General features: G+C 69.6%; 10 protein-coding genes. 1 reads left to right on the top strand and 9 read right to left on the bottom strand.

Annotated features, from left to right (window positions below):
* Nucleotides 1-6: 6 nt before the first annotated feature.
* The 9 genes from glpK to FE263_RS10170 form a co-directional block, all read right to left on the bottom strand.
* Complete coding sequence (gene glpK, locus FE263_RS10205; protein ID WP_138325898.1) at nt 7-1,494, bottom strand: glycerol kinase GlpK; 1,488 nt, start codon at nt 1,492-1,494, stop codon at nt 7-9.
* 69 nt (nt 1,495-1,563) lie between these two features.
* Nucleotides 1,564-3,438 (bottom strand): DNA helicase RecQ, encoded by a 1,875-nt coding sequence (gene recQ, locus FE263_RS10200; protein WP_138325897.1) that lies wholly within the window; start codon nt 3,436-3,438, stop codon nt 1,564-1,566.
* A 152-nt stretch (nt 3,439-3,590) separates the two neighbouring features.
* The gene (locus tag FE263_RS10195; RefSeq protein ID WP_138325896.1) at nt 3,591-3,986 is read right to left on the bottom strand and encodes an OmpA family protein; all 396 of its coding nucleotides are present in this window, start codon (nt 3,984-3,986) and stop codon (nt 3,591-3,593) included.
* A 79-nt stretch (nt 3,987-4,065) separates the two neighbouring features.
* Nucleotides 4,066-5,742 carry a thiol reductant ABC exporter subunit CydC gene (cydC, locus tag FE263_RS10190; RefSeq protein WP_138325895.1) on the bottom strand — a complete coding sequence of 559 codons (1,677 nt, stop codon included), beginning with the start codon at nt 5,740-5,742 and terminating at the stop codon, nt 4,066-4,068.
* Nucleotides 5,739-7,556, bottom strand: coding sequence for a thiol reductant ABC exporter subunit CydD (gene cydD / locus FE263_RS10185; RefSeq protein ID WP_138325894.1), 1,818 nt, complete (start codon nt 7,554-7,556; stop codon nt 5,739-5,741). Before cydD ends, cydC begins: the two co-directional genes overlap by 4 nt.
* A 139-nt stretch (nt 7,557-7,695) precedes the next feature.
* A complete protein-coding gene (locus FE263_RS10180; protein WP_138325893.1) occupies nt 7,696-9,498 on the bottom strand; it encodes a sensor histidine kinase in 1,803 nt (600 codons plus the stop codon).
* A complete protein-coding gene (locus tag FE263_RS22070) occupies nt 9,498-9,668 on the bottom strand; it encodes a hypothetical protein (RefSeq protein WP_171034034.1) in 171 nt (56 codons plus the stop codon). The genes FE263_RS10180 and FE263_RS22070 overlap by 1 nt, the downstream gene beginning before the upstream one ends.
* A 181-nt stretch (nt 9,669-9,849) precedes the next feature.
* Entirely contained in the window at nt 9,850-10,443 is a 594-nt protein-coding gene (locus FE263_RS10175) for a sigma-70 family RNA polymerase sigma factor (RefSeq protein ID WP_138326295.1), read from the bottom strand.
* 219 nt (nt 10,444-10,662) lie between these two features.
* On the bottom strand, nt 10,663-11,154 hold the full coding sequence (locus FE263_RS10170) for a sigma-70 family RNA polymerase sigma factor (RefSeq protein ID WP_240759333.1): 492 nt from the start codon (nt 11,152-11,154) through the stop codon (nt 10,663-10,665).
* A gap of 233 nt (nt 11,155-11,387) precedes the next feature.
* Here FE263_RS10170 and FE263_RS10165 point away from each other — a divergent pair, with 233 nt between their 5' ends.
* Entirely contained in the window at nt 11,388-12,131 is a 744-nt protein-coding gene (locus FE263_RS10165) for a response regulator (protein ID WP_138325892.1), read from the top strand.
* The last annotated feature ends 199 nt before the right edge of the window (nt 12,132-12,330 follow it).

The following is a 12,330-nucleotide window of genomic DNA, read 5'->3' as shown; positions in this document are numbered from 1 at the left end:
TGCGTCCTACTTCAACAGGGCTCGCCGCATGGCCTCCTGCCATCCGGCGACCACCTTCCCGCGCTGACCTGCCGCCATAGTCGGCTCGAACAGGCTGGCCCGGCTCCAGGTCGCGGCAACCTCATCGAGGTCGCGCCAGACCCCGACCGCCAGCCCGGCCAGGAAGGCCGCTCCGAGCGCCGTCGTCTCCAGGTGGCGCGGCCGCTCCACCGGCACCTGCAGCATGTCGGCCAGGAACTGGCAGAACCAGTCGTTCGCCGCCATGCCGCCGTCGACACGCAGCGCCTGCGCCTCGCCGCCGCCATCGCGCTGCATCGCCTCGGCCAGGTCGAGTGTCTGGAACGCCACCGATTCCAGCGCGGCGCGTGCGATGTGCGCCGCCGTCGCGTCCAGCGTCAGGCCGCAGATCAGCCCGCGCGCGTGCGGGTCCCAGTGCGGCGCGCCCAATCCCACGAAACCCGGCACCATGTAGACACCGTGATTGTCCGGCACCCTCGTCGCCATGTCGTCGGTCTGCGACGCGTGCGTGATCAGGCCGATGCCGTCGCGCAGCCACTTGATCGCCGCACCGGCGACGAAGATCGCGCCTTCCAGTGCGTAGGTGGTGCGGCCGTGGATCCGATACGCGATCGTGGTCAGCAGCCGGCTTTCGCTCGCCACCGCCTCGTCGCCGGTGTTGAGCAGCATGAAGCAGCCGGTGCCATAGGTGGATTTCGCCATCCCCGCGGCAAAGCAGGCCTGCCCGACCACCGCGGCCTGCTGGTCGCCCGCCATGCCGCCGATCGGGATCGCGCGCCCGAACAAGGATGGCTCGGTCTCGCCGAAGATCGTGCTGTTGTCACGCACTTCGCCGAGCAGCGAGGCCGGGATATCGAACAGCCGCAGCAGTTCCTCATCCCAGCACTGCCGGTGGATGTCGAACAGCATGGTGCGGCAGGCATTGGTGATGTCGGTCGCATGCACGCGGCCGCCGGTCAGCCGCCAGAGCAGGAAACTGTCGATGGTGCCGAACGCCAGCTCGCCGCGCTCCGCCCGCGCCCGTGCGCCATCGACCTTGTCCAGCAGCCAGGCCAGCTTGGTCGCCGAGAAATACGGGTCCAGCAGCAGCCCGGTGCGCGCCCGCACCAGCTCCTCGGCGCCCTGTTCGCGCAACTCCGCACAGCGCTCCGCGGTGCGCCGGTCCTGCCATACGATGGCATGGTGGATCGGCTCTCCGGTCGCACGGTCCCATACCACGATGGTCTCGCGCTGGTTGGTGATGCCGATCGCCGCGATGTCCCCGGCACCGCCGCTCCGCTCGATCACCGCATGCGAGACCTCCAGCACGTGCCGCCATATCTCCTCGGCGTCATGCTCGACCCAGCCATGCTGCGGATAGAACTGCCGGAACTCGCGGCGCTCCGTCGCCAGCGCCTCGGTGGCCTGGTCGAACACGATGGCCCGGGTTGAGGTGGTGCCCTGGTCGATCGCCAGGATCTTTCTCGTGCTTGCCATGGTCTTGGGTCCCCTCGCCTTCATCCAAGGCAACGGCGCTCCGGCCGATGCGGTCAAGTGGGGAAACCTTCAGCCCTTCAGACTGGCCAGCACCTGCGGACCGTAGCGCTCCAGCTTGGATGCTCCGACGCCCTTCACCTGTCCCAGGGCCGCAAGGTCTGCCGGATGCTGGCTGGCGATGTCGCGCAGCACGCTGTCATGGAAGATCACGTAGGGGGGCACCGATTGCGTACGCGCCTCCTCCCGGCGCCACTCGCGCAACGTCTCGAAACGCAGCAGCGCATCGCCGCCGAGGTCGGACGCCGCCATCTCGCGCGCCGCATCGCCTCGTTCACGCGGTGCCCTGCCGGCACCCGCCCGGCCGGATCCCGCCACCGGATCCACCGCGTCCTCGCGCAGCATCAGCTTCTGTTCGCCGCGCAGGATCGGCCGCGCCACCGCCTCGTTCAGCGCAAGCGTGGCGTATTCGCCCTCGCCGGTCTGCAGCGCGCCGCGCGACACCAGCTGGCGGATGACGCTGCGCCAGAAGCCTTCCGGGTGTTCCTTGCCGATGCCGTACAGCGGCAGCCGGTCATGCTGGTGCCGCGTCACCATGTCGGTCTGCTTGCCACGCAGCACCGAGACGATGTGCATCGCTCCGAAGCGCTGGCCGGTACGATAGATCGCCGACAGCGCCTTCTGTGCCGCGATCGTACCGTCAAAGGTGGCAATCGGCGTCCGGCAATTGTCGCAATGCCCGCAATCCTGCCCGAGCGTCTCACCGAAGCAGGCCAGCAAGGCCCGCGTGCGGCAACCGGTGGTGTCGGTCAGCGCGATCATCGATTCCAGCCGCTGGCCCATCACCTTCTTCTGCGCCGGCGGCGCCGTCGACACGTCGAGCCAGTGCCTGGCCCGCGCGATATCCTCGCCGCCATACAGCAGCAGGGTCTGCGCCGGCTCGCCATCGCGTCCGGCGCGGCCGATCTGCTGGTAGTAGCCTTCCGGACTGTCCGGCATGTCGAGATGCACCACGATCCGCACGTCGGGCCGGTCGATGCCCATGCCGAACGCGATGGTCGCCACCACCACCACCGGCTCACCCGACCGGAACCGCGCCAGCGCCGCGCGCTTCTCCAGTGGCGAGATGCCGGCATGGAACACGATCGCCGGCCAATCGCGCTCGCGCAGGCTGCGCGCGATGCGCTCGGTCTTGTTGCGGCTGCCGCAATAGACGATCGAGGCGCCGCCGCCCGCCTTGTGCCTGCCCAGCATGTCGGTGAGCTGCCCGAGCTCGCTTGCCTTCGGCTTTGCCGCGATATGCAGGTTCGGACGGTGGAAGCTGGCCGCAAGAACCTCTGCCTCCGGCATCGCCAGCGCCTGCAGGATGTCGACCCTCGTGCGTGGATCGGCGGTCGCGGTCAGCGCGATACGCGGCACCCCGGGCAATGCCTGCGGCAGCCCGGCGAGGGCGCGATATTCCGGACGGAACTCGTGCCCCCACTGCGACACGCAGTGGGCCTCGTCGATCGCGATCACCGAAATCTGCTGGCGGCCCAGCCGGTCCAGCATGCCGGGCGACAACAGCCGTTCCGGAGAGACATAGAGCAGGTCGAGCCGTCCGGCGGCGAAGTCTGCCTTCACCCGCGGCGCATCCTCGGGGCTGAGCTCGGAATGCAGCGCCGCGGCATTCACGCCGAGCTGGCGCAGCGCCGCCACCTGGTCGTCCATAAGCGCGATCAGGGGAGAGACCACCAGCCCCATGCCGGGCCGGCACAGCGCCGGGATCTGGTAGCAGAGGCTCTTGCCGCCGCCGGTCGGCATCAGCACCAGGGCGTCGCCGCCCGTCATCACCTGCGAGATCGCGGCATCCTGCAGGCCGCGGAAGGCGGCGAAGCCGAACACGCGCGACAGGACCTCCAGCGGCTCGCCGCCTTCGCGACGGAAGCTCGGGGTCTCCACCAGCATCTAGGCTGCGGCGAGGGCGCTGCCCTCGGTCCGCCAGGGCTCCGTGCCCCGGACCCGGGTTCTGAGAAAGGATTCCAAAGGCGAGCCTTTGATGGGGTCGAGGGGCGACGCCCCTCGCCTGGCTGGCAACAACTTCGAGCCTAGCACACTCCTCAGTTGCCGAAGTCGATCTCCACCCGCCTGGCGCCGATGCCTGGGTCCTCGTTGGAAGGCGAGCGCGGGTTGATCTGGATGCGGTTGGCGGCGACCCCGTCCGCCCGCAGCGCCGACGCCACCACCTGGGCGCGCTGGTCCGACAGCATCGCATCGGCCGTCAGGCTGCCGTTGGCCTGCGCGTAGCCCTCGACCTGGATGTTCAGCTCCGGATGGTTGGCGGCAAGATCCGCGGCGTGGCTGATCACCTGGCGCGCCGGGCGATCAAGCGACGCCGAGCGGGTCTCGAAGAACACCACGTATTTGCGGCCGAGCGCCCCGCCCTCGAAGAAGGAGCAGCCGGCCAGCAGGACCGGAAGCAGGCAGGCGGCGGCAAGGACAGGCGTTCGACGCATCGTTTGATCACTTCCACGGAACCAGGACAGCGATCCCATAGAGCATCGACGCCCTGTCGGGGAAGCACCCGACGGCCGCTCAGGCCGCCGGCACGGCGCGTCCCTGCTGCAGCCGCCAGACCCGGTCGAGTCGCTCGACCCCGGTCAGGCGGTGGGCGATCAGGATGACGGTCCGCCCCGCCGCAACCTCGAAGAGTGTCGAAAGGAACGCCCGCTCGGTGTCGCTGTCGAGGCCGGCGCAGGGCTCGTCCAGGATCAGCACCGAGGCAGGCGAGAGCAGCGTGCGGGCCAGTGCCAGCCGCCTGCCCTGCCCGCCTGATACGCCGGCGCCGTTCTCGCCGAGCCACTCGTCCAGCTGGTCGGGCAGGCTGCGCACGAACTCCGCGATCCGTGCCTGCTCGAGCGCCGTCCAAAGCGCGGCATCGTCTGCGTCCGGCGCCGCGAGCAGCAGGTTGGCCCGGATGGTGTCGTCGAACAGATGCGTGCTTTGGCTCAGCCAGGCGATCTGCCGGCGCAGGCCGGCGACATCCAGGCCGGTGACGTCCACCCCGCCATAGGTGATGCGGCCGGATTGCGGCGCAACGACCCGCAGCAGCAGGCTGGCGAGCGTGGACTTGCCCGCTCCGGACGGACCAAGCAGCGCAACCCGGGCACCAGCGGGGATGGCCAGGCTCAGCCCGTCGAACACCGGTGGCCGGTCGGCGCTCCACCGGTAGCCGACGTCCTCCAGCCGCAAGGTCGCATCGGCCGGCGGCGTCGGGCGCATCGAGGCTTGCGGCACCGGCGGCGTCGGGCCCGCAACCGGTCCGGTCGCCGCGCCCGCCTCCAGGACCCGGCGTGCCGATTGAGCCATGCTTCCGGCGAGGACGCCCGCCCGCACCAGCCCGGAAACCGACTCGAAGCAGGCCAGCAGCAGGAACAACGACAGCACCGCCGCCAATCCGCTGATGCGTGGCAGCCCGAAGCCGATTGCTGCCGCCAGCACCAGCAGGACCGCCGCCTGCCCGCACAGGAACGAGACGGCGCCGGCGGCCGCACCGTTGCGCGCCAGGCTGTGCTGCGCCACCAGCAGCCTGCCCTCGCGTTCGCGGACGATTTCGGCGATGCGCGCACCGGCCCCGAAGGCGACGATCTCGCGCAACCCCGCGGCCAGGTCGAGTGAGGCGACGCGCAACCCGGACTGCGCCTCGGCCAGCGGAACCCCGGCCCGGGTGGATGCCCGCGCCGCCAGCCAGGGCAGCAGCAGCGCCACCGCCACGAACAGCAGGCACACCGGCAGCGCCAGCGAAACGCTGCGCGCCCCGATCACCAGGGCAAGCAGGGGCAGCGTCAACAACACTCCGCTCAGCGGCACCAGGAGGCGAAGGTAAAGGCCGTCGAGCGCCTCGACATCTCCGACCAGGCGGCCGAGCACGTCGCCGGTGCGCCGGAAACCGAGGCCACCGGCGGCACTGACGGCGATGCGGCGGAAGAACCACACCCGCAGGTCGGCAAGTGCCTGGAATGTCGCGGCATGTGTCATCAGGCGTTCGAGATAGCGCAGTACGACCCGGCCGAGCCCGAGGCCACGCAGCAGCAGGCCGGATGCCAGCAGAAGCCCGAGGGCGGAGCCGGCAAGCCTGAGGCCGGACAGGCTCAGCAGCGCGAGACCGCTGGCGAGCGCCACCAGCGAGACCAGTATGCCAGCACCCAGCGCCGGAAAGCGTGGCCGCCAGAGGCGCAGGATCGCCAGCAGAGGCGGCAGCAGCGGCTTCATACGACGCCTCGATCGACTGTCGCCGCCAGGGGATTGGCCATTGCCGGCTGAGGCTCGACCATCGCCGGCAGGGGCCTGGGCATCGGCGGGATGGCATCCGCCGCCTCAGGTGGTGCGGCGTGTTCGGCCGGACGCAGCTCGATCCGCCGCCCGGCCAGCGACTGTGCCTCGAGGGCGTGGGTCGCCATCACCACCGTACGATCACGCGCCAGCTCGCGCAGGCTGGCCAGGATGGATCTCTCGGTGTCGGGATCGAGATGCGCCGTCGGCTCGTCGAGCAGCAACAGCGGCGCACCGTGCAACGCGGCACGGGCGATCGCCACGCGCTGCGCCTGGCCACCGGACACGCCATAGCCGCCCTCGCCGATCCTCGTCTCCAGGCCGTCCGGCAGGGCGGCGACCAGGTCATCGAGTGCCGCGACGGCGAGTGCCCGCTGCAGGGCGGCCGTGTCGGCGTCCGGCCGGCCGAACAGGATGTTCTCGCGCAGGCTGCCGGCGAACAGCATCGGGTTCTGGCCGATCCAGCCGATCATGCCGGCCCGCTGTGCCGGGGCCATCTCCCGCAGGTCGATCCCGTCGATCAGGATACGGCCCGCCTGCGGCTCGATGAAGCCGAGCAGCAGCTCGATCACCGTCGACTTGCCGGCCCCCGACGGCCCGGACAGCAGCACGGTCTCGCCGGGCGCCGCACTGAACGAAAGGCCGTCCAGCACCCTGCCGCGGGCTTCCGACCAGCCGTAGCGGACATCCTGCAGTGTCACCGTCACGCCGGCGACGGCAACCGGCCGTGCCGGGGAATCCGGCGGAGCGGACGATGCGGCCTGTGGCAGCCACGCCAGCGCCTCGGCACACGCTCCGGCCTGCATGCGGTCCTGGTAGGCGAGGGCAAAGCTGCGCAGCGGCGCGAAGAACTCCGGCACCAGCAGCAGGACGAACAGGGCCCGGTTCACCGATAGTGAAGGCGCGGATCCCGGCGCGGGCGATACGGCGGCATGCAGCAGTCGTCCGCCGTCATGCAGCGCGATCGCCACCAGCGCCACCGCAAGGGCGCAGTCGAGGCCCGCCGATGACAGGAAGGCGACGCGCAGCACACGCATGGTGCGGCGGCGCAGTTCGGCGGCGGCGATGGCGAGCCGTTGCGCCTCGTCCTCGGTGCGCCCGGCCAATACCAGGGTGGCGATGCCACGCACACGATCCACGAAGGTCACCTGCAGGCGCGAGAGGGCCTGGAACTGCCGGCGCGACGCGGCGGCGGCGCCGATGCCGAACACCGCCTGCATCACCGGCACCGCGAGACCGCAGCAGAACAGCACCAGTGCCGCGTAGGGCTGCACCAGCCATGCCACCGCAAGCACCAGGGCAGGAGCCGCCATCGCCAGCGTCGCGGAGGGCAGCCAGCGGGCGAAGAAGCCGTCGACGGCCTCGATGCGGTCTACCAGCAGGGCTGCGATCGCACCGCTGTGCCGGTCGCGCAGCAGCGCCGGTCCGGCCTGGATCATGCCCTGCAGTGCCTCGCCGCGCAGTCGTCGCCGCGCCGCGATGCCGGCGCGGGAGGCCAGGATCTCGCCCGCCGCCTGCAGGGCAGCCCTGGCCAGGGCTGCGGCGACGAAGCCCGCCAGTGCCTCCAGCAGCAGTCGATGCTGCCCGGCGCCGGACAATCCGGCGGCAAGGATCAGCGCAACGCACCAGGCCTGCAGCAACGATGCGATACAGCCGCAGAGGCCTGCCAGGATGGCGGGCCTTGCCTGCTGCCTGCCTAGCCTGGACTGCGTGCGGGTCCAGCTGCGTGTCGCTGCGGTTCGCTTCGTGCTCATTTCGCCCATTCATCCCGGCTGCTCGCACCGATCGGCTCCGGATGCGGCAGATCTAGACAACGGGCACCGCCGGCAACAGGGGTCGGTGCCGTTGTTAATCCGCGATACCCGGCCGGCAATCAGGGTCGTGGACGAAACTTCACGCCCCGGTTGAACCACCCCGTGCCGTGGCACCCGCCCACTGGCCGGCATCCGCCTCCTCGAGATCCTCGGCCTCGGCCTCCGGCTGCAGCGGGAACACCAGCAGATAGCGGGTGCCGCCGCCGTTCTCGGTCCAGCCTTCCTGCACCTCGAGCCCGGCGCCGAGCTGGCGCGCGAACCCGCGGATAAGCTGGATGCCAAGGCCATCGCGGATCCCGGTCTCGGTTTCCGCGCGGCCGGCTGGAATACCGACGCCGTCATCCTCGATGGCGAGCCGCGCGCGGCCGTTGCTGGTCGCCGCGAGAACGACGCGGACCTTGCCGGCCCGTCCACCGGGGAATGCGTACTTCACCGCGTTGCTGACCGCTTCGGTCACCACCAGCGCCAGCGGCACCGCCTGGTCGGTGGACATCGCCATCTCGGACGCGTCGATCTCGAGCCGGATGCGCCGGCCTTCCTTTTCCCCGATGGCCTGGAAAAGCTGGCCGCACAGCTCCTCGAGGAACGAACGCATGTTCAGCGTCTGCAGCTCGCCCTCGGAGTAGAGGTACCGATGCAGCGTCGCCAGCGCCCGCACGCGGTCCCGGGCGGAGGCGAATTCCGCGCGCGCCTCCGGCTGGCGGATGCGGTTGGCCTGCAGGTTCAGCAGCGAGGCGATGATCTGCAGGTTGTTCTTGACCCGGTGATGGATCTCCTTGATCAGCAGCGCCTGCTTGGTCTCCGCCTCGCGCAGGTTGTTCTCGTGCCGCGCCAGGCTGCGGGTGGCCTGGGTGAAGGCGCGTGAGAGCTCGCGCAGCTCGGTCGGCATGTAGCGTATCTCGCGCGCCTCGTAGTCGCCGGCCTGCCGCCAGTGCAGCACGACCCCGGTCAGCTCCTGCAGCGGCGTCACCACCAGCCGGTTGGCCCAGACGGCGACCGCGATGAGCCCGACACCCAGGATCAGGACGATGCCGATCACGCGCATGATGAAGACGCTGAGCGCGCGGGCTTCCTCTGCGGTCGGCTCGGTGACGGTCAGCAGGTCGAGGCCATCGCCGATCCGGGTCGTTGCCAGCGACTCGCCATGCCAGGCGATGGCGACACCATGACCGGTGGCCGCCTGTGCGCGCAGATCAGGCAGGCTTCCAGGAGCGATCCAGCCGCAATCGATGCAGAGCGGAGAGGCCGCCTGATCGTCGCGGAACAGCCACGCCCGGACCGGCCGATTGCGTCCGAGGAAGCCGACATGGCCGAAATCGCCAAAGATCTCGTCGTGCGACCAGCCGACACGGGTCACACCCACCAGGGTGCGGCGGCCGTCAGGTCCATCAGCGCTTACGCGCTGCACCACGGCACCACTTGGCTGCGGCATCGATGCTCCGGAGCCGGCGTCGTGGACCGGCTCCCCGGCGGAGCACAGCAGCCGGCCGCCGGCGTCGTAGAACCCGAGGTCGAGGGTGTGACCATTTTGGGTTGCGAGCGCCACCCTGAGGGCCCGGTTGCAATCCTGGGGATCACCGAGGTCGTCGAGATGCGCGACCGCATTCAGGAAAACGTTGTCCTGGCTGAGATCCTGCCTCGCGCGCTCCTGGAACATCCGCGCCATGGCCTCGGCACGCGCACTGCTGTAGCCGGAAACCGCCTGGTAGCTATGCCAGGAAACCAAGCCGCTGAGCAGAGCCAGAGGCATCGACGACAACAGGATGATCGCGATCATGCGGGTGCTGACCGCGTCCACCGAGCCGCCGATCCAGCGGCGCAATGCGCCCGTCAGACTTTCCGGGGCAGTGCCGGTCGGCAGTGCCGCGCCCGGACTGCTCATCAGGACTTGTCATCCTCGATGATCTTGAGGAGCTCCTCGGGGATCGGCTCCTTGGCGACGCCGTCGAAGAGCTCGTGGAGGCCCCGATCGAGCCATTGATCGAACGCCAGTGATTGCTTCGTCCGGCCGACGCGGTTCGGCCGGTTTGCTGAATCCTTTCCCTCGGTCATCGGCATCAGTCCTGGCTCACACGCACGGGCGTCTTGTTGAGACCCAAGCGAGCATGGACAGCCGTGGTTCCTCTTCGCAGGTGCAACACAGCGGGCCTGCAATCACCTTTGCGATGACGCCCGCGGATGACCCGGCCCGGGTGCCGGGTCCCCGACGGGCGGACCCATGGCCTCCGGAAGCTCAGGCAGGTGTCGCGGCAAGTGGCAGCGAACGGGCGGCTTCCTTCAGGCGGGCGTCCACCTGGCGGCTAAGCTGAGCGGCTTTCGCGGCAACCCGCGCACCCTCCTTGCCGGGGGTCTCGCCCATCAGCCAGGTCTCGAGCTGACGGCGGGCGCGGAACACACGGCTCTTCGCGGTGCCAACCGCGCAACCGGTGGACTCAGCCAGCGCCTCGTAGCTCATGCCCTGCACCACCACCATGATCAGCGCCTCGCGCTGATCCGCCGGCAGGCGACCGATCGCCTTGCTGAGGTCCTTCAGAGCAAGCCGGTCCTCGTGCGGCGCTTCGGTCGCGAACACCGACGACGGCACGTCGTCGATGTCGGTGGTGTCGCGACGCTTGCGCAGGTTCGAGATGAAGCGGTTGCGGAGGATGCGGTGCATCCAGGCGGCGAAATTGGTGCCCGGGATGAAGCTCGCCTGCGCCGAAAGAGCGTTGCAGACGGCGTCCTGAACCAGATCCTCGGCTGCGGCCCGGTTGCGGGTCAGGGCCAACGCCTGGATCCGCAGCTTCGGCAGGATGGTGATGACCTGTTCGTGGAAGCAGTTCGACATGGGCGCAAGATCTCCAACTCTGGCCGACCAATGAACCGGCTTTTCATCGGGTTGCACCGTGCCGCAACTATTGTGTTCACGAAAAACGGAGCGCGCCGCCGGGTCCGGCCACGTTTTGCGTTCCGCCGCCGGCACGCTACGCTGATGCTTCAAACCCTGGAGAAGGATCGCCGTGATCGCTGCCCTGCGCGCCATTGCAGTATTGAGCGCGCCCGGATGTCAGCTCTCGGCCGATACCGTCCGTGCAAGCTGGCTGCGCGCCCGGGACACGCGCGCCTTCATGGTGCCGACCGGGACCCCACAGATCGCGGCAGCCTGTTCGTGACTGAGTTCCTGCGCGCCGACCAGCACCAGGGCCTCGCGCAGCAGCGGCGGCAGGGTGAACAGCATGCGCTGCAGGTCGGCGACCTCGGCACGATGCGAAGCTGCCGGCGCCACGGTGTCCGCCTCCGGCATGCGCCGGCTCAGCACCCTGGTCTCGCGCTGGCGACGTCGCGCCTGCTCGTAGAACGCGTTGCGCTGGATTGTGAACAGCCAGGCCTTCAGGTTGGTATCCGGCTGGAACTGCGCCTGTGCCGCCAGCGCCCGCACCAGGGTGTCCTGCACGAGATCGTCGGCGGTGGTCGCATCCCGGGTCAGGAAACGTGCGAAGGCGCGCAGGTCGGGCAGCAACGCCGACATGTCCCGCTGCAGCGCCCGGTCCGGCGCCATCGGGCCACCCGAACCCCGATCGCCCCTGACCCGGGGCAATTCCCCATGCGTTTCCGCGCGCGTTTCGGGGGGGGCATCCGGGGCGCCGTTGCTTCGGGTGCTACGCTGCAATCAAACCTCACGCCTTGCCCGGCTTCCGGGTCTTGCCGGAAGGCCCGCTCTCGCCCAGAACCGGCCTGTTGCCCACAAGCCCGGCTTACACCAGCCACGCCCTGCCCAGAAAGAAACGCCTGATGGCCACGACCCGGCGCGACGACCTGATACGCGCTCTCCCCTACGCTCGACGTTATGCGCGTGCCCTGACCGGAAGCCAACCACGTGGCGACCTGCTGGTGGCGGAGAGCCTGCGCGAGCTGCTGTCCGCCCCGACCGACGACCGCACCGCCCGGCAGGGTCTCTACAAGTGGGTGACACGGCGGTTCGAGATGGGCCTGGTCGATCCCGGTGCGGTCGAGGAGGGGCTGACCGCGCGCCAGCGGCAGCTGCTGCTGCTCACGTCGCTCGAAGAGGTGCCGATCGAGGAGGCGGCGCCGATCGTCGGCCTGGAGGTGACCGAAGCCGGCGCGCAACTGGCCCATGCCCGCGAGCGGCTGCGCGCCTCGGCGGCGACCGATGTCCTCATCATCGAGGACGAGCCGATCATCGCGATGGACATCGAGGAGCTGGTTCTCAGTTGCGGACACCGGGTGGTCGGCGTGGCCTCGACCGAGGCGGACGCCGTCAAGATCGCCCAGAAGACGCGACCGGGCCTGATCCTCGCCGACATCAACCTGGGCCTCGGCGGCGACGGCACCTCCGCCGTCAGCCGCATCCTCAAGCATCACTACGCCCCGGTGATCTTCGTCACCGCCTATCCCGAGCGGCTGCTGACCGGCGAGACGGTGGAGCCAGCCTTCGTCATCACCAAGCCGTTCGAGCCGCTCACGCTGGCGATTGCCACCTACCAGGCGGTGACCGGCGGCCTGAGCCTGAAATAGGCTTCCGCCAGGCGGTGGCGCCGCGTTTAACGGGAGCGTAACGAGGGAACCGGCCTCTGCGACAAGGCGTTCGCGCAACAATGGCATGAGGTCGAGGGCCAGCCTGGGTCGGGGCCGGCGGAAATCGGGAGCCTGCAGGGGTCGGGATCGCCTTCCCCGTAGTTGACTCCGAGCGCTGACGGCTTTCACCACAGCAACT

The organism is Lichenicoccus roseus, assembly GCF_005844085.1.
GTDB classification, from domain to species: Bacteria; Pseudomonadota; Alphaproteobacteria; order Acetobacterales; family Acetobacteraceae; genus Lichenicoccus; species Lichenicoccus roseus.
This window is presented reverse-complemented; position numbering and strand designations above follow the sequence as displayed.

Coding starts and splice junctions, on each gene's coding strand:
- glpK (WP_138325898.1), bottom strand. CDS start 1,494: ATGGCAAGCACGAGAAAGATCCTGGCGATCGACCAGGGCACCACCTCA.
- recQ (WP_138325897.1), bottom strand. CDS start 3,438: ATGCTGGTGGAGACCCCGAGCTTCCGTCGCGAAGGCGGCGAGCCGCTG.
- FE263_RS10195 (WP_138325896.1), bottom strand. CDS start 3,986: ATGCGTCGAACGCCTGTCCTTGCCGCCGCCTGCCTGCTTCCGGTCCTG.
- cydC (WP_138325895.1), bottom strand. CDS start 5,742: ATGAAGCCGCTGCTGCCGCCTCTGCTGGCGATCCTGCGCCTCTGGCGG.
- cydD (WP_138325894.1), bottom strand. CDS start 7,556: ATGAGCACGAAGCGAACCGCAGCGACACGCAGCTGGACCCGCACGCAG.
- FE263_RS10180 (WP_138325893.1), bottom strand. CDS start 9,498: ATGAGCAGTCCGGGCGCGGCACTGCCGACCGGCACTGCCCCGGAAAGT.
- FE263_RS22070 (WP_171034034.1), bottom strand. CDS start 9,668: ATGACCGAGGGAAAGGATTCAGCAAACCGGCCGAACCGCGTCGGCCGG.
- FE263_RS10175 (WP_138326295.1), bottom strand. CDS start 10,443: ATGTCGAACTGCTTCCACGAACAGGTCATCACCATCCTGCCGAAGCTG.
- FE263_RS10170 (WP_240759333.1), bottom strand. CDS start 11,154: ATGGCGCCGGACCGGGCGCTGCAGCGGGACATGTCGGCGTTGCTGCCC.
- FE263_RS10165 (WP_138325892.1), top strand. CDS start 11,388: ATGGCCACGACCCGGCGCGACGACCTGATACGCGCTCTCCCCTACGCT.